Consider the following 17,033-nt stretch of genomic DNA (forward strand, 5'->3'; position numbering starts at 1 on the left):
GCGCTCGACCACGTTGATGATCAGCACATTGCCATCGCGGCTCAACTGGATGTCCTGGAAGAACCCGGTCTTGAACAGGGAACGAGTCGAGTCCACCAGGCGGCGGTCGTCAGCCTGGTCGCCAACGTTCAGTGGCAAGGCACCGAACACACTGCCGGCGGAAACCCGCTGCAGGCCGTTGACGCGAATATCGGAGATGGTGAAGGACTCGGCGTGAACTTCAGCGATCATCAGTGCGGACATGACCGCAGTTAGCAGCAGACGTTTCATGAAGTCCTTTTATTCCAACTGGCAATAAACAACCTGCCGTCACAGAACGGCAGGTTCGCAATTGAGCGAAGCTTTATAGTCGACCCAGATCGTTGATCAGGGCGAGCAACATCACCCCTATGACCAAACTGATACCGATCTGAACCCCCCAACCTTGCACCCGATCCGACAGCGGACGACCGCGCGCCCACTCGACCAGGTAAAACAGCAAATGCCCCCCATCCAGTACTGGAATGGGCAGCAGGTTAAGAACCCCCAGGCTTATGCTCAGGTAGGCCAGGAAATTCAGGAAATCCCCCACGCCGGACTGGGCTGAAGCGCCCGCCACTTTAGCAATGGTTATCGGTCCACTCAAGTTTTTTACCGAGAGCTCCCCGAACAGCATTTTCTTCAGCGATTCAAGGGTCAGGACGCTCATGTTCCAGGTACGCGACAAGCTCTCACCCACCGCATCCAGCGGGCCGTAGCTGATTTCGCGGAGCATGTTGGCAGGCCATTCGCCACCTTTGACACCAGCGCCAAGATAGCCACCGACTGCCTTGCCCTCCCCCTTGCGGGCCAAGGTCACCGGCAGCTCCAGGGCAGCGCCGTCGCGCTCCACTCGCACCATGACCTTGGCATCCGGACGGGCGCGCACGCGGTCGACTACCTGCTGCCATTCGGTCACTGCCACATCATCCAGAGCCAGCAGCTTGTCACCGGTTTTCAAGCCCGCAGCGGCAGCCGGCCCCTTCGGATCGATCTCGGCCAGCACCGGGGTGATCGCCGGGCGCCAAGGGCGCAGCCCCAGGGATTGAATCGGGTCCGGCTCGTCGGCGCCCTTGAGCCAATTGTCCAGCTTGACCTGCAGCTGGCGCTCGGCGCTGGCGCCCTCATCGCGCACGCCAATCTGCAAGGTACCGCTCTCGCCCAGACGACGAACCAGCTGCAAATTGACCGCCGACCAACCGTTGGTCGGCTTGCCATCTACAGAAACAATTTCCTGACCTGCGGTCAGCCCTGCAGATGCTGCCAGGCTGCCACTGTCGACCACGCCGATAACCGGGCGGACTTGCTGGGTACCCAGCATCGCCAGCACCCAGAAAAACAGGATAGCCAGCAGAAAATTGGCGATCGGGCCTGCCGCGACAATCGCAATCCGCTGGCGCACCGACTTGCGGTTGAACGACTGCCCGGCCAGCGCCGGCGGCACATCGCCTTCGCGCTCGTCGAGCATCTTGACGTAGCCACCCAGAGGAATGGCCGCAACAACGAACTCGGTGCCGTGGCGGTCATGCCACCGCAGCAGCGGTGTACCGAACCCCACCGAGAAACGCAGCACCTTGACGCCGCAGCGGCGCGCCACCCAGAAGTGACCGAATTCGTGGAAAGTGACCAGCACACCCAGAGCCACGAGGGTGCCGATAATCATGTAGAGCGCTGTCATGTCCATCTCCGAATGATGTTCAGCGGGCCGGCATCCTGCCCAGCCCCCTCACGAACCTTGGCGGGCCTGCATCAGCGGCCGTGACGCCTCAGCCACTCACGGGAAAGCTCCCGGGCACGCTGATCGGCGGCAAATACCGCATCCAGCGACGGCAGCGGTACGACGGGTTCCTGGTCGAGTACCTGTTCGATCATACCCGCGATCTCCGGGAAGCGGATGCGCCGTTCAAGAAATGCCTGGACCGCGACTTCGTTGGCCGCATTGAGCACGGCAGGCGCGCTGTTGCCGGCCTCGGCAGCCTGCCGCGCAAGGCGCAGGCAAGGGAAGCGTTGTTCGTCGGGCGCCTGGAAATCCAGACGGGCGATGGCGAACAGGTCCAGAGGGGCAACCCCGGAATCGATCCGTTCCGGCCAAGCCAACGCGTTGGCGATTGGCGTACGCATGTCCGGGTTGCCCAACTGCGCGAGTACCGAACCGTCCACGTAGTCGACCAGCGAGTGGATCACGCTCTGCGGGTGCACCACCACCTCAACCTTGGACGGCACGGCATCGAACAACCAGCAGGCTTCGATCAACTCGAGGCCTTTGTTCATCATGCTGGCCGAATCCACGGAGATCTTGCGCCCCATGGACCAGTTGGGGTGCGCACAGGCTTGCTCCGGAGTCACGTCCAGCAGCGCCTCGACCGGCGTTTCGCGGAACGGCCCGCCGGACGCGGTAAGCAGGATCCGGCGCACACCGACGGCACTCAGGCCACGGGCGTAGTCGCCTGGCATGCACTGGAAGATAGCGTTGTGTTCGCTGTCGATCGGCAGCAGCACGGCACCCTTTTGCCGCACCGCCTCCATGAACAGTGCGCCGGACATCACAAGTGCTTCCTTGTTGGCCAGCAACACCTTCTTGCCTGCCTCGACCGCCGCCAGCGTGGGGCGCAGGCCGGCAGCACCGACAATGGCTGCCATCACTGCATCCACTTCAGCGGCCGACGCCACCTGGCAAAGCCCGGCCTCACCTTCCAGCACCTCGGTGGTGCAACCGGCCGCAGCCAGACTCGCACGCAACCTCACCGCCGCCTCAGTGCTCGGCACCACAGCGAAGGCCGGACGATGACGCACGCATAGCGCCAACAGCTCGTCGATGCGCGAATAGCCAGTGAGGGCGAACGCTTGATAACGGTCAGGATGACGCGCAATCACATCCAGCGTGCTCAGGCCAATGGAGCCGGTGGCCCCGAGCACGGTAATACGTTGCGGGCGACTCACATCACACCCCACTCGGCAGCCCACAACAGCACGGCGAAGACCGGGATTGCGGCAGTCAGGCTGTCAATGCGATCGAGCACCCCCCCATGCCCAGGCAGCAGATTGCTGCTGTCCTTGATACCGGAGCGACGCTTGAACATGCTCTCGGTCAGGTCACCGACCACCGAGGACATCACCAGCAACGCAGCGCCCAACAGGCCCAGCAGGATCTGACCAAAGCCCCAGTCGCGACTGATGCCGACACCCAGGGTAATCAACAGGCTGATCGCCAGGCCACCGTACACGCCTTCCCAACTCTTGCCCGGGCTGACCTGCGGAGCCAGCTTGCGCTTGCCGAATGCCCGGCCAGAGAAGTACGCACCGATGTCGGCGGCCCACACCAGCACCATGACCGACAGGATCAGCCAGTTTCCCAAGGGCCAGTGCTTGAGCAGCACCAGCCCTTGCCAGGCCGGTAGCAACACCAGCAGGCCGATCAACAACCGACAGGCAGCACTGGCCCACAGGTCGCTGCTGCGCGGGTAGGTAAGCACCAGCCAGGTGGCCAGCCCCCACCAGATCACGGCAGCGCCCAGCACCCAGGGCGCCAGTTCCGGAAGGATGTACAGCAGCATCAGCGCCCCCGCGACCACCGCTGCATAGGCAATGCGCAGCGGCTGGGCCATCAGCCCTGCAAGGCGCGCCCACTCCCAGGCACCGAGGGTCACTACGAAGCCGATGAACAGGGCGAAATCCCCGCCATTGAGCAGGAAGAAACCACCCAGCGCGACCGGCAGCAGGATCAGCGCAGTAATGATGCGTTGTTTAAGCATTAAGCACGAGCTCCAGCCTCGACCTGCTCGCTGGTCTTACCGAAGCGGCGCTGGCGCGAAGCGAAATCGGCCAGGGCATTGCGCATGGCCTCGTGTTTGAAGTCCGGCCAGTAGAGGTCGGAGAAGTACAACTCGGCATAGGCCAGCTGCCACAACAGGAAATTGCTGATGCGGTGCTCGCCACCGGTGCGAATGCACAGGTCCGGTAACGGCAGGTCGCCGGTTGCCAGGCAGGTCTGCAGCAGACCCGGGGTGATGTCTTCCGGGCGCAGGTGCCCGGCTTGCACTTCCCGCGCCAGCCGCTGGGCAGCCTGGGCGATGTCCCACTGACCACCGTAGTTGGCTGCTATCTGCAGAATGAAACGGTTGTTGCCAGCGGTCACTGCCTCGGCCTCGCGCATGGCGGCCTGCAGCTCAGGATGGAAACGCGAACGGTCGCCGATGATGCGCAGGCTGATGTTGTTCTCGTCAAGGCGCTTGGCCTCACGGCGCAGCGCCGAGAAGAACAGCTCCATCAGCGCACCGACCTCTTCGGCAGGGCGCTGCCAGTTCTCGCTGGAGAAGGCGAACAGGGTCAGTACCTCGACCCCGGACTTGGCACAGACTTCGATGACCGCGCGAACGGCATCCACACCCGCCTTGTGCCCGGCTACGCCGGGCAGCAGGCGTTTTTTCGCCCAGCGGTTGTTGCCATCCATGATGATCGCGACATGACGCGGCACCGAGGACGGCGCCGCTGGCTTGGTCTTTTCCATTAAAAAACCCCGGCCTTAGACGGCCATCAGGTCCTTTTCCTTGGCTTTGAAGGCAGCATCCACTTCGGCGACGAACTTGTCGGTCAGCTTCTGGATCTCGTCCGCGGCGCGACGCTCTTCGTCTTCGCTGATTTCCTTGTCCTTGGTCAGCTTTTTCAGGTCAGCCAGGGCGTCGCGGCGCACGTTGCGCACGGCTACCTTGGCATCCTCGGCAACACCGCTGGCCTGCTTGGTGTAGCCCTTGCGGGTTTCCTCGGTCAGGGCCGGCATCGGCACACGGATGGTGGTACCGGCGCTGGACGGGTTAAGGCCCAGATCGGAGGTGAGGATGGCCTTTTCGATGGCAGCGCTGAGGTTCTTGTCGTGAGCGACGATCTTCAGGGTGCGGGCATCTTCGACGGTGATCGCGGCGACCTGGTTCAGCGGCATTTCGCTACCCCAGGCGGTAACCTTGACGCTGTCCAGGATGCTTGGGTGAGCGCGACCGGTGCGGATTGCAGCCAGGTTGCGGGACAGGGCTTCGATGGACTTGCCCATGCGCTCCTGCGCGTCTTTCTTGATGTCGTTGATCATGCTTGGCCTTCCTCGATCAGTGTGCCTTCAGCGCCACCCACCACGATGTTCAGCAGGGCGCCAGGCTTGTTCATGTTGAATACCCGCAATGGCATCTTGTGGTCACGGCACAGGCAGATTGCGGTCAGGTCCATCACACCCAGCTTGCGATCCAGAACCTCATCGTAGGTCAGGTGATCGAATTTCTCGGCATGCGGGTCCTTGAATGGATCGGCAGTGTACACGCCATCGACCTTGGTCGCCTTCAGCACCACGTCAGCATCGATTTCGATGGCGCGCAGGCAGGCCGCGGAGTCGGTGGTGAAGAACGGGTTGCCGGTACCGGCGGAGAAAATTACCACATCCCCGGAGTTGAGGTGACGAATAGCTTTGCGGCGATCGTAATGATCGGTGACACCCACCATGGAAATGGCCGACATGACCAGGGCCGGGATGTTCGAGCGCTCCAGCGCATCGCGCATGGCCAGGCCGTTCATCACGGTAGCCAGCATCCCCATGTGGTCACCTGTGACGCGGTCCATGCCGGCTGCGCTGAGCGCGGCGCCGCGGAACAGGTTGCCACCACCGATAACCAGGCCGACCTGGACACCGATCCCTACCAGCTGGCCAACTTCAAGCGCCATGCGATCCAGCACTTTCGGGTCGATCCCGAAGTCTTCCGAGCCCATCAGGGCCTCGCCGCTAAGTTTGAGCAAAATGCGTTTATAGCGAGGTTGGCGACCACTCACCTGCTGAGCCATTGCGAGTCTCTCCTGCGGCGTACTTTTAGAAAATTCGTGCGGGCTGTTTGCAGCCTGCTAACTGTAGCGTGGCACCGCTTCGGTGCCAGCGAAGAGGGAGTCGTATAAACCCCTCCCCGTTTTGACAAAGAGGCTGCGCGCGTGAGCGGGCAGCCTCTTTGGGGCGACAGACGGGGCTGTCTTACTGCTTGGCAGCAGCGACCTGAGCGGCAACTTCAGCAGCGAAGTCGTCGACTGGCTTCTCGATGCCTTCGCCTACTTTGAAGTAGGTGAAGGAAACGATTTCAGCACCGGCTTTCTTGGCCAGCTCGCCAACCTTGATTTCCGGGTTCATGACGAAGGCTTGCTCTTTCAGCGAGGCTTCGGCCTTGAACTTGGTGATACGACCGTTGATCATGTTCTCAACGATGTTTTCCGGCTTGCCGGCGATCTTGTCGGCGTTCAGCTGCAGGAAGACATTCTTCTCGCGCTCGATGGCCTCGGCGGAGATTTCCGACGAATCCAGGAACTCAGGGTTCGAAGCTGCAACGTGCATGGCGATGTTCTTCGCCAGCTCCACGTCACCGCCTTTCAGAACGACGACAGCGCCGATCTTGTTGCCGTGCAGGTAGGCACCGACAACGTCACCCTCAACGCGCACCAGGCGACGGATGTTGACGTTCTCGCCGCACTTGGCAACCAGGGCTTCACGAGCAGCTTCACGCGAGGCGATCAGCGGAGCGGCGTCGGTCAGCTTCTGGGCGAAGGCTTCTTCGAGGCTTTCGGCCACGAAGTTCTTGAAGTCGTCTTGCAGGGCCAGGAAGTCGGTCTGCGAGTTCACTTCCAGCAGGACGGCGGAAGTACCGTCGGTCTTGACGGCGATAGCGCCTTCAGCAGCGACGTTGCCAGCCTTCTTGGCGGCCTTGATGGCGCCCGAGGCACGCATGTCGTCAATGGCTTTCTCGATGTCGCCGCCGGCCTTTTCCAGGGCCTTTTTGCAATCCATCATGCCTTCGCCGGTACGCTCGCGCAGTTCTTTTACCAGCGCTGCAGTAATTGCTGCCATTTCAAAATCCTCTTGGAAAGTTTTTCAACCATTCCACCCGTCAATCACGGGCGTTCAATTCTGCTAATCCGCTGTTTTCATTTCAGCAGGCCCATGATGCGGGGCCGATGCTGACAGCAGGATTTCAAGGTGGCAAAAAGGGGGCAAAGCCCCCTTTTTGCGTGCCAAGTAGACGCTAGCGCCTATTACTCAGCAGCAGGTGCAGCCGCTTCTTCAGCGTAAACTTCGGTGCCGCCGGCAACGTTGTTGCGGCCGCGGATGACTGCGTCAGCCATCGAAGTCATGTACAGCTCGATAGCGCGAATGGCGTCATCGTTACCTGGGATGATGTAGTCAACACCTTCCGGGCTGCTGTTGGTATCGACAACGCCGATGACCGGGATACCCAGTTTGTTGGCTTCGGTGATCGCGATGCGCTCGTGATCAACGTCGATAACGAACAGAGCGTCTGGCAGACCGCCCATGTCCTTGATGCCACCCAGGCTGCGATCCAGTTTTTCCAGGTCGCGGGAGCGCATCAGGGCTTCTTTCTTGGTCAGCTTGGCGAAAGTGCCGTCTTCGGCCTGGGTTTCCAGGTCGCGCAGACGCTTGATCGAAGCGCGGATGGTCTTGTAGTTGGTCAGCATGCCGCCCAACCAACGGTGGTCAACGTACGGCGAACCGCAACGAGCGGCTTGCTCGGCGACGATCTTGCCGGCGGAACGCTTGGTGCCGACGAACAGGATCTTGTTCTTGCCCTGGGCCAGGCGCTCTACGAACGACAGAGCGTCGTTGAACATTGGCAGGGTTTTTTCCAGGTTGACGATGTGGATCTTGTTACGCGCGCCGAAAATGTACTTGCCCATTTTCGGGTTCCAGTAACGGGTCTGGTGGCCGAAGTGCACACCGGCCTTCAGCATATCGCGCATGTTGACTTGGGACATGATAGTTCCTTGATAAGTCGGGTTGGGCCTCCACGTATCCCAATGACCAACCCGCGAATTCTGCAACTCGGGGCACCCAGGTCATCGTGTCGACACGTGTGTGGGTTAAGTGCTGACGGGGTCGTCCCCGAAAGCGGCGCATTTTATACCACAGACCGCGAGCGAACGGAACCCGGATACTGTTGCGTCTGTCAGCACTTTTTGCAGCACCCTGGCTTTCGCGCCAGAATGCGAGCTGTAGACAACAGCATGACCGCCTTTATCCCGACCGATCGGCGCCCTGCTCTGCTAGAATCCGGCCTTTCCCGTTTGTTCGCGCCGTGCACGGCGCCGTAGAGAGCCTGTAATGACCGTCACCATCAAGACCGCAGAAGACATCGAGAAGATGCGCATCGCTGGCCGCCTGGCCGCCGAAGTGCTGGAAATGATCGAAGAACACGTCAAGCCCGGTGTCACCACCGAAGAGCTCGACCGCCTGTGCCACGATTATATCGTCAACGTTCAGCAGGCCATCCCGGCACCGCTCAACTACAAGGGCTACCCGAAGTCGATCTGCACCTCGATCAACCATGTGGTCTGCCACGGCATCCCCAACGACAAGCCGCTCAAGGACGGTGACACGCTCAATATCGACGTCACCGTGATCAAGGACGGCTACCACGGCGACACCAGCCGCATGTTCCACGTCGGTAACGTGCCGGTCTGGGCCGAGCGCCTGTCCAAGGTCACCCAGGAATGCATGTACAAGGCCATCGAGCTGGTCAAGCCGGGCTGCCGCCTGGGCGACATCGGTGAAGTGATCCAGAAGCACGCGGAAAAGAACGGTTTCTCGGTGGTACGCGAGTTCTGCGGTCATGGCATCGGCAAGGTGTTCCACGAAGAGCCGCAGATCCTCCACTATGGCCGCGCTGGCACGGGCATGGAGCTGAAGGAAGGCATGACCTTCACCATCGAGCCGATGATCAACCAGGGCAAGGCCGACACCAAGGTGCTGGGCGACGGCTGGACCGCCATCACCAAGGACCGCAAGCTCTCGGCCCAGTGGGAACACACTTTGGTGGTGACCGCCACTGGCTACGAGATCTTCACCCTGCGCAAGGACGACACCATCCCGCGCACTTCGGCCTGACCGCACCCCGACAGGCCACCCCACGACAGGAACGTGACGCGATGCCCCAGGTGGACCCCGAGCTGTTCGACCGTGGCCAGTTCCAGGCGGAACTGGCCCTCAAGGCGAGCCCCATCGCCGCCTTCAAGAAAGCCATCCGCCTGGCCGGCGAGGTGCTCGACAAACGTTTTCGCGCCGGCAGCGACATCCGTCCGCTGATCGAGGCCCGCGCCTGGCTCGTCGACAATATCCTGCAACAGGCGTGGAACCAGTTCGACTGGGGCGACCAGAGCGGCATTGCCCTGGTTGCGGTGGGCGGCTACGGGCGCGGTGAACTGCACCCGCACTCGGACATCGACCTGCTGATTCTGCTGGGCGCTGCCGAGCACGAGCAGTACCGCGACGCCATCGAGCGCTTTCTGACCTTGCTGTGGGACATTGGCCTGGAAGTCGGCCAGAGCGTGCGCACCGTCGACGAGTGCGCCGAACAGGCCCGCGCCGACCTGACGGTGATCACCAACCTGATGGAAAGCCGCACCATCGCCGGTCCCGAGGCCTTGCGCCAGCGCATGCTGGAAGTCACCAGCACCGCGCACATGTGGCCGAGCAAGGAGTTCTTCCTGGCCAAGCGCGCCGAACTCAAGGCCCGCCACCACAAGTACAACGACACCGAGTACAACCTCGAACCCAACGTCAAGGGTTCGCCAGGTGGCCTGCGTGACATCCAGACGGTCCTGTGGGTGGCCCGCCGCCAGTACGGGACGCTCAACCTGCACGCACTGGCCGGCGAAGGCTTCTTGCTGGAAAGCGAGAATGAACTGCTGGCTTCGTCCCAGGACTTCCTCTGGAAAGTCCGTTACGCCCTGCACATGCTGGCCGGACGCGCCGAAGACCGCCTGCTGTTCGACCACCAGCGCAGCATCGCCACGCTGCTGGGCTACAGCGATGAAAACCCCAAGCGGGCGATCGAACAGTTCATGCAGCAGTACTACCGGGTGGTGATGAGCATCAGCCAGCTGTGCGACCTGATCATCCAGCACTTCGAAGAGGTTATCCTCGCCGATGAGGAAAGTGGCAGCACCCAGCCGCTGAATGCGCGGTTCCGCCTGCATGACGGCTATATCGAGGCCACCCACCCGAACGTGTTCAAACGCACGCCATTCGCCATGCTGGAAATCTTCGTGCTGATGGCCCAACACCCCGAGATCAAGGGCGTGCGTGCCGATACCGTGCGCCTGCTGCGCGAACACCGCCACCTGATCGACGACACGTTCCGCACCGACATCCGCAATACCAGCCTGTTCATCGAGCTGTTCAAGTGCGAAATCGGCATCCACCGCAACCTGCGCCGGATGAACCGCTACGGCATTCTTGGCCGTTACCTGCCAGAGTTCGGCCTGATCGTCGGGCAGATGCAGCATGACCTGTTCCACATCTATACGGTCGACGCGCATACCCTCAACCTCATCAAGCACCTGCGCAAGCTGCAATACACGCCGGTGTCCGAGAAATTCCCGCTGGCCAGCAAGCTCATGGGGCGCCTGCCCAAACCCGAGCTGATCTACCTGGCCGGGCTGTACCACGACATCGGCAAGGGTCGCCAGGGCGACCACTCGGAAATCGGTGCAGTGGACGCGCAGAAGTTCTGCGAACGGCACCAGTTGCCGGCCTGGGACAGCCGCCTGATCGTCTGGCTGGTGCAGAACCACCTGGTGATGTCGACCACCGCTCAGCGCAAGGACTTGTCCGACCCGCAGGTGATCAACGACTTTGCCCTGCACGTGGGCGACGAGACGCGCCTTGACTACCTGTACGTACTGACCGTGGCCGACATCAACGCCACCAACCCGAGCCTTTGGAACTCGTGGCGGGCCAGCCTTCTGCGCCAGCTGTACACCGAGACCAAGCGTGCCCTGCGCCGCGGCCTGGAAAACCCGCTGGACCGCGAAGAGCAGATTCGCCAGACCCAGTCGTCAGCGCTGGACATCCTGGTGCGCGAGGGCACCGACCCGGACGACGTCGAGCAGCTATGGGCGCAACTGGGCGATGACTATTTCCTCAAGCACACCGCCGCCGACGTCGCCTGGCACACGGATGCGATCCTGCAGCAACCGGCCGATGGCGGGCCGCTGGTGCTGATCAAGGAAACCACCCAGCGCGAGTTCGAAGGCGGCACGCAGATCTTCATCTATGCCCCCGACCAGCACGATTTCTTCGCCGTGACGGTGGCGGCCATGTCGCAGTTGAACCTGAACATCCACGACGCACGGATCATCACGTCGAGCAGCCAGTTCACCCTCGACACCTACATTGTGCTGGACAACGACGGTGGCTCGATCGGCGACAACCCGCAGCGGGTCAAGCAGATTCGCGATGGCCTGACCGAAGCGCTGCGCAACCCCGAGGACTACCCGACCATCATCCAGCGCCGGGTACCGCGGCAGCTCAAGCACTTCGACTTCCCGCCGCAAGTGACCATCCTCAACGATGCCCAGCGGCCGGTGACCATCCTCGAAATCACCGCACCAGACCGCCCGGGCCTGCTGGCCCGGCTGGGGCGGATCTTCCTGGAGTTCGACCTGTCACTGCAAAACGCCAAGATCGCCACCCTCGGCGAGCGGGTAGAAGACGTGTTCTTCATTACCGATGCCGACAACCAGCCGCTGTCAGACCCGCAGCTGTGCAGCCGCCTGCAGGAAGCCATCGTGCAGCAACTGCAGGCCGGCCAAGGTAGCGACACCAGCCAGACCCGCGTGACCTTTTAACGATTAGACGATTGACGAGACCTTGCGCCGATGAACCATGCCTTGACCCAGCTTCAGCCCTATCCGTTCGAAAAGCTTCGCGCCCTGCTGGGCAGCGTGAAGCCTGCGGCGGACAAACGCGCCATCGCTCTGTCGATTGGTGAGCCGAAGCACGAATCGCCGGCGTTCGTCGCCCAGGCCATGGCCGACAACCTCGACAAGCTGGCGGTTTACCCCAGCACCCTCGGTTTGCCAGCCCTGCGCCAGGCCATCGGCCAGTGGTGCGAACGACGCTTTGGCGTGCCCGCCGGCTGGCTGGACGCCGACCGCCACATCCTCCCGGTCAACGGCACCCGTGAAGCGCTGTTCGCCTTCACCCAGGCCGTGGTCAACCGCGCCGATGACGGCCTGGTGATCAGCCCCAACCCGTTCTACCAGATCTACGAAGGCGCAGCGTTTCTGGCCGGCGCCACCCCGCACTACCTGCCCTGCCTGGAAAACAACGGTTTCAACCCGGACTTCGACGCCATACCGGCCGAGGTGTGGAAGCGTTGCCAGATCCTGTTCCTGTGCTCGCCGGGCAACCCTACCGGCGCGCTGGTGCCGATGAACACCCTGAAGAAGCTGATTGCCCTGGCTGACGAACACGACTTCGTGATCGCCGCCGACGAGTGCTACAGCGAGCTGTACTTCGACGAGGATGCGCCTCCGCCAGGCCTGCTGTCGGCATGCGCCGAGCTTGGCCGTAGCGATTTTGCGCGCTGCGTGGTGTTCCACAGCCTGTCCAAGCGCTCCAACCTGCCTGGGCTGCGCTCGGGCTTCGTCGCGGGCGATGCCCGGATCATCAAGCCGTTTCTTCTGTACCGCACCTACCACGGCTGCGCGATGCCGGTGCAAACCCAGCTGGCCAGCATCGCCGCCTGGCAGGACGAGGCGCATGTGCGCGAGAACCGCGATCAATACCGGGCCAAGTACGATGCCGTGCTGGATATTCTGCAGCCGGTACTGGATGTGCAGCGCCCGGACGGCAGTTTCTACCTGTGGGCCAAGGTACCGGGCGACGATGCCGAGTTCACCCGCGGCCTGTTCGAAGCCCAGCATGTGACCGTGGTACCGGGGTCGTACCTGTCGCGTGAAGTGGATGGGGTGAACCCGGGTGCCGGGCGCGTGCGCATGGCACTGGTTGCACCGCTGGCCGAATGCATCGAAGCGGCGGAGCGCATTCGCGCCTTCCTGCAAAACCGCTAATCAACCCCTTCGCGGGCACGCCCGCGAAGGGCCTTGATAGGGTCTACTTGACTGAACCTAGGTTCGCCTCACTCATATCCAGCTCACCCAGTACTTGCCGCACCACCTCATCGCCCACCAGGTGCTGACGATGCAGGTTGTACAGCTCCAGCCGCTGGGCCCTCAGGGCACGCAAGCGTAAACGCCGCTCCAGCAAGTCCATCTGTGCGGCCAGGGCCTTGGCTTCGGCACTGTCGTCGTAGCTTTCCAGCTCATCCCGGTATTCAGCCATCAAGCGCGCCTTCAGCTCGGTCGCCAAGGTTGCCTGCGCAGCATCCTGCGGTGCGTTGCTGTCGATCACCTCTTCTGCCTCCAAGGCATGAATCGCCGCCTCGGCTGTGCGCCGCCAGGCTTCCTGTACCTCTTGGTGCAAGCGCTCGTCAGGGCTCTTGGTCACCCCTCGCAGTAACAGCGGCAGGGCAAGGCAGGCACTGATCAACGACAGCAGAATTACCCCTGCAGCAATGAAGATAAGCAGGTCACGCTCCGGGAAAGCTGTATCAGCCCCTATCAGCAACGGGATCGACATGACACCCGCCAGGGTGACAGCGCCGCGCACACCACCCAAGGTCAGCAACCAGCAGGAACGCGCCGTAGGCATCAGCACCAGTGCCGGCTTGCCGCGCCAGCGACGTACCACACCGATCGAGCGCCAGATACTCTGGACCCAGATGAACCGCAACAGAATCAGTGCGGCAAAGATCGCCACCACGTCCAGGCAGCGGTAGGCCAATGTCGGCCAGAGGGTCGCTTCGTGGCTGACCACAGCCTTGATGATGTCTGGCAACTGCAAGCCCAACAACAGGAAGATCAGGCCATTGAAGGCAAACTCCAGCAACGACCAGACACTACGATTGAGCAGGCGGGTACTGGTCTGACGCGGCAGCAGGTCGAGCCAGCTCTGCATCATGCCGGCCGCGACCGCCGAGAGAATACCCGAAACGCCCAGGCGCTCGGCCAGCACGTAGGCTGCGAACGGCAGCAGCAACATGAACACCACATGGGTAGCTGGATCGTCCCAGCCCCGGGTGATCATCCACATGCGCAGGCGACCGATCAACCAGCTCAGTACCACACCCACCGCAAGGCCGCCCAGTGCGACCAACACAAAGCTGAAGCTGGCGTCAGCCAACGAAAACACTCCGGTGATCGCCGCCGCCAAGGCGAACTTGAAGGTTACCAGGCCCGACGCATCGTTCATCAGCGCCTCGCCCTGCAGCATGTGCATCAGGGGAGTGGGCAGGCGGTCCTGGGCAATGGCCGAAACGGCCACGGCGTCGGTCGGCGAAAGCACTGCGGCCAGGGCGAAGGCCACCGGCAACGGGATGCTCGGCAGCAACCAGTGGATGAAGTAACCGGCGCCGACCACGGTGAACAACACCAGCCCCACGGCCAGCGCCACTACCGGGCCACGAATGCGCCATAACTCACGCTTGGGGATGCGCCAGCCGTCGGCGAACAGCAGCGGAGGCAGGAACAGGAACAGGAACAATTCGGGGTCAAGGGCTACATGCAGGCCCAGCGTCGGCCACGCCAGCAAGGCACCGGCGGCAATCTGTACCAGCGGCAATGGCAGCGGGATCACACGGCCGACCAGCTTCGACAGGCTGACCAGCGTCAGCAGGATGAGAACGGTGTAGGCGGACTGCATCCGGGAAAGCTTCCTTTGTGAACCAGAAACGATAGCAAGGCGAAACATCGCCATTGGAACAATATGTTAGCGGCGACCGACGGTTCGGGGCCGCTGCACGATAGTCGCAGGTGACGGGGGAATATGTAACATGATGATACCCAGCAGATGCGACCGGAGCTTGCGAGTCGCGTGCCCCGTTATTGAAGACTTGAACTACAGCGATCCCGTCGTATAATCGCCATTAACGAATAACGTTAAGCATTCAGGCTCATGATTCGAAGCTTTAGCTGTGCCGACACGGAAGCGCTCTTCACAACGGGAAAGACACGGCGTTGGTCAGATATCAAGTCAGTCGCGGAGCGCAAGCTGGCCATGCTCGATGCCGCAACAGAGTTGCGAGACCTTAGGTCGCCACCTGGCAATCGCCTCGAGTCACTGAGCGGCAACCGCGCCGGCCAACACAGTATCCGTGTAAATGACCAATGGCGGGTTTGCTTCACCTGGACAGAACACGGGCCAGTTAACGTTGAAATTGTCGATTACCACTGAGGTGCATCATGCTCAAGAACGGTATGCGTCCAATCCATCCGGGTGAAATCCTGCGGGAGGAGTTCCAGAAGGAAATGGGCTTCAGCGCCGCGGCTCTGGCCAGGGCGTTGGGTGTAGCAACGCCAACCGTCAACAACATCCTGCGCGAACGGGGCGGTGTTTCCGCCGACATGGCACTGCGCCTGTCCATCTGCCTGGACACCACTCCTGAGTTCTGGCTCAACCTGCAGACGGCCTTCGATCTGCGCACAGCCGAACAGCAACACGGCGATGAGATCATCGGGTCGGTCCAGCGTCTGGTCGCTTGAACACATCCTGATCAATAAACAGGGGCGCCACGGGCGTGGCGCCGCGAGGATCGTTCCCGCATAATCGCGCGACTGACATCGAAAAACGGAGAGATTGGGGCGACTTGTAACCCCAATGTACACAATGACCTACACGCTCTACGGCATCAAAGCCTGTGACACCATGAAAAAGGCGCGTACCTGGCTCGAAGACAAAGCCATCGCCTACGAATTCCACGATTACAAAACCCAAGGCATCGACCGCGACAGCCTGAACCGCTGGTGCGACGAGCACGGCTGGGAAGTCATCCTCAACCGTGCCGGCACCACCTTCCGCAAGCTGGACGACGCCAGCAAGGCAGACCTCGACCAGGCCAAGGCCGTCGAGCTGATGCTGGCCCAGCCGTCGATGATCAAACGCCCGGTGCTCGACCTTGGCGCGCGTACCCTGGTTGGCTTCAAGCCCGACCTGTACGCCGCTGCCCTGGCCTGAGCCCCTACCCTATTTCGCACGAGGTAATCACATGTCCAATACCCTGTTCAGCCTGGCCTTTGGTGTCGGCTCCCAGAACCGCCAGGGCGCCTGGCTGGAAGTGTTCTACGCACAACCACTGCTCAATCCGAGCGCCGAACTGGTTGCTGCAGTCGCCCCTGTTCTCGGTTACGAAGGTGGCAACCAGGCCATCGCCTTCAGCAACGCCCAGGCCGCACAACTGGCCGAAGCCGTGAAGGGCGTGGACGCCGCGCAGGCCGCCCTGCTGACCCGTCTGGCAGAGAGCCACAAGCCGCTGGTCGCCACCCTGCTGGCCGAAGACGCCGCACTGAGCTCGACCCCAGAGGCCTACCTCAAGCTGCACCTGCTGTCGCACCGCCTGGTCAAGCCGCATGGCGTAAGCCTGGCCGGCATCTTCCCGCTGCTGCCGAACGTGGCCTGGACCAACCAGGGCGCGGTCGACCTGGGCGAACTGGCCGAGCTGCAACTGGAAGCACGCCTGAAGGGCGAGCTGCTGGAAGTGTTCTCGGTGGACAAGTTCCCGAAAATGACCGATTACGTGGTCCCGGCCGGCGTGCGCATCGCCGACACCGCCCGTGTGCGCCTGGGCGCCTACATTGGCGAAGGCACCACCATCATGCACGAAGGCTTCGTCAACTTTAACGCGGGTACCGAAGGCCCGGGCATGATCGAAGGCCGCGTTTCCGCTGGCGTATTCGTCGGCAAGGGCTCGGACCTGGGCGGCGGCTGCTCGACCATGGGCACCCTGTCCGGTGGCGGCAACATCGTCATCAAAGTCGGCGAGGGCTGCCTGATCGGCGCCAACGCAGGTATCGGTATTCCGCTGGGCGACCGCAACACCGTCGAAGCCGGCCTGTACATCACCGCAGGCACCAAGGTGAACCTGCTGGACGAGAACAACGAACTGGTCAAAGTGGTCAAGGCCCGCGACCTGGCCGGCCAGACCGACCTGCTGTTCCGCCGCAACTCGCTGAACGGCGCGGTAGAGTGCAAGACCCACAAGTCGGCCATCGAGCTGAACGAAGCGCTGCACGCTCACAACTGAGAACCCTGCGGGGTTTGAGGTGTTAAGATCGGGTCTGGCGCCAATGCACCAGACCCGATT

17 protein-coding genes are annotated in these 17,033 nt (G+C 62.0%); 7 read left to right on the forward strand and 10 right to left on the reverse strand.

Annotated elements, in window-relative coordinates:
- The 9 genes from V7787_RS03045 to rpsB all read right to left on the reverse strand — a co-directional run.
- A partial coding sequence (locus V7787_RS03045) for a POTRA domain-containing protein (RefSeq protein WP_336085507.1) occupies nucleotides 1-270 on the reverse strand: 270 nt, incomplete at its 3' end.
- Between the two features lie 73 nt (nucleotides 271-343).
- Complete coding sequence (gene rseP, locus V7787_RS03050; protein WP_064493154.1) at nucleotides 344-1,696, reverse strand: RIP metalloprotease RseP; 1,353 nt, start codon at nucleotides 1,694-1,696, stop codon at nucleotides 344-346.
- Between the two features lie 71 nt (nucleotides 1,697-1,767).
- Nucleotides 1,768-2,958: a 1-deoxy-D-xylulose-5-phosphate reductoisomerase gene (ispC, locus tag V7787_RS03055; RefSeq protein WP_049587431.1), complete on the reverse strand. Its 1,191-nt coding sequence runs from the start codon at nucleotides 2,956-2,958 to the stop codon at nucleotides 1,768-1,770.
- Complete coding sequence (locus V7787_RS03060) at nucleotides 2,955-3,770, reverse strand: phosphatidate cytidylyltransferase (protein ID WP_064493152.1); 816 nt, start codon at nucleotides 3,768-3,770, stop codon at nucleotides 2,955-2,957. The genes ispC and V7787_RS03060 overlap by 4 nt, the downstream gene beginning before the upstream one ends.
- Nucleotides 3,770-4,525, reverse strand: a complete 756-nt coding sequence (uppS, locus tag V7787_RS03065) for a polyprenyl diphosphate synthase (protein WP_010952675.1) — start codon at nucleotides 4,523-4,525, stop codon at nucleotides 3,770-3,772. Before uppS ends, V7787_RS03060 begins: the two co-directional genes overlap by 1 nt.
- 15 nt (nucleotides 4,526-4,540) lie before the next feature.
- Nucleotides 4,541-5,098 carry a ribosome recycling factor gene (gene frr / locus V7787_RS03070; protein WP_003252296.1) on the reverse strand — a complete coding sequence of 186 codons (558 nt, stop codon included), beginning with the start codon at nucleotides 5,096-5,098 and terminating at the stop codon, nucleotides 4,541-4,543.
- Nucleotides 5,095-5,838 carry a UMP kinase gene (pyrH, locus tag V7787_RS03075; protein ID WP_003252294.1) on the reverse strand — a complete coding sequence of 248 codons (744 nt, stop codon included), beginning with the start codon at nucleotides 5,836-5,838 and terminating at the stop codon, nucleotides 5,095-5,097. The genes frr and pyrH overlap by 4 nt, the downstream gene beginning before the upstream one ends.
- Nucleotides 5,839-6,019: 181 nt before the next feature.
- The gene (gene tsf / locus V7787_RS03080) at nucleotides 6,020-6,883 is read right to left on the reverse strand and encodes a translation elongation factor Ts (RefSeq protein WP_010952674.1); all 864 of its coding nucleotides are present in this window, start codon (nucleotides 6,881-6,883) and stop codon (nucleotides 6,020-6,022) included.
- 185 nt (nucleotides 6,884-7,068) lie between these two features.
- Nucleotides 7,069-7,806, reverse strand: coding sequence for a 30S ribosomal protein S2 (gene rpsB, locus V7787_RS03085; protein ID WP_003252287.1), 738 nt, complete (start codon nucleotides 7,804-7,806; stop codon nucleotides 7,069-7,071).
- Nucleotides 7,807-8,152: 346 nt separating this feature from the next.
- On the opposite strand from rpsB, the gene map reads away from it, so the two are divergent.
- Genes map through dapC form a run of 3 tightly spaced genes read left to right on the forward strand, consistent with a single transcriptional unit; the run spans nucleotide 8,153 to nucleotide 12,906 of the window.
- Entirely contained in the window at nucleotides 8,153-8,935 is a 783-nt protein-coding gene (map, locus tag V7787_RS03090) for a type I methionyl aminopeptidase (protein ID WP_003252286.1), read from the forward strand.
- A gap of 41 nt (nucleotides 8,936-8,976) precedes the next feature.
- Nucleotides 8,977-11,679 (forward strand): [protein-PII] uridylyltransferase, encoded by a 2,703-nt coding sequence (locus V7787_RS03095; protein WP_010952673.1) that lies wholly within the window; start codon nucleotides 8,977-8,979, stop codon nucleotides 11,677-11,679.
- A 30-nt stretch (nucleotides 11,680-11,709) separates the two neighbouring features.
- Entirely contained in the window at nucleotides 11,710-12,906 is a 1,197-nt protein-coding gene (gene dapC, locus V7787_RS03100; protein WP_336085573.1) for a succinyldiaminopimelate transaminase, read from the forward strand.
- A gap of 43 nt (nucleotides 12,907-12,949) precedes the next feature.
- On the opposite strand, the gene V7787_RS03105 is transcribed toward dapC, so the two are convergent.
- On the reverse strand, nucleotides 12,950-14,596 hold the full coding sequence (locus tag V7787_RS03105; RefSeq protein WP_064493150.1) for a Na+/H+ antiporter: 1,647 nt from the start codon (nucleotides 14,594-14,596) through the stop codon (nucleotides 12,950-12,952).
- 252 nt (nucleotides 14,597-14,848) lie between these two features.
- Here V7787_RS03105 and graT point away from each other — a divergent pair, with 252 nt between their 5' ends.
- From graT to dapD, 4 genes are all read left to right on the forward strand, one after another.
- On the forward strand, nucleotides 14,849-15,127 hold the full coding sequence (gene graT / locus V7787_RS03110) for a type II toxin-antitoxin system toxin GraT (protein WP_080574895.1): 279 nt from the start codon (nucleotides 14,849-14,851) through the stop codon (nucleotides 15,125-15,127).
- Between the two features lie 8 nt (nucleotides 15,128-15,135).
- Complete coding sequence (gene graA, locus V7787_RS03115) at nucleotides 15,136-15,435, forward strand: type II toxin-antitoxin system antitoxin GraA (RefSeq protein WP_010952669.1); 300 nt, start codon at nucleotides 15,136-15,138, stop codon at nucleotides 15,433-15,435.
- A gap of 124 nt (nucleotides 15,436-15,559) precedes the next feature.
- Nucleotides 15,560-15,907: an ArsC family reductase gene (locus tag V7787_RS03120; RefSeq protein ID WP_003252272.1), complete on the forward strand. Its 348-nt coding sequence runs from the start codon at nucleotides 15,560-15,562 to the stop codon at nucleotides 15,905-15,907.
- A 31-nt stretch (nucleotides 15,908-15,938) separates the two neighbouring features.
- Nucleotides 15,939-16,973 carry a 2,3,4,5-tetrahydropyridine-2,6-dicarboxylate N-succinyltransferase gene (gene dapD / locus V7787_RS03125; protein ID WP_019437665.1) on the forward strand — a complete coding sequence of 345 codons (1,035 nt, stop codon included), beginning with the start codon at nucleotides 15,939-15,941 and terminating at the stop codon, nucleotides 16,971-16,973.
- Nucleotides 16,974-17,033: the final 60 nt, after the last annotated feature.

This window comes from Pseudomonas sp. CGJS7 (assembly GCF_036961695.1).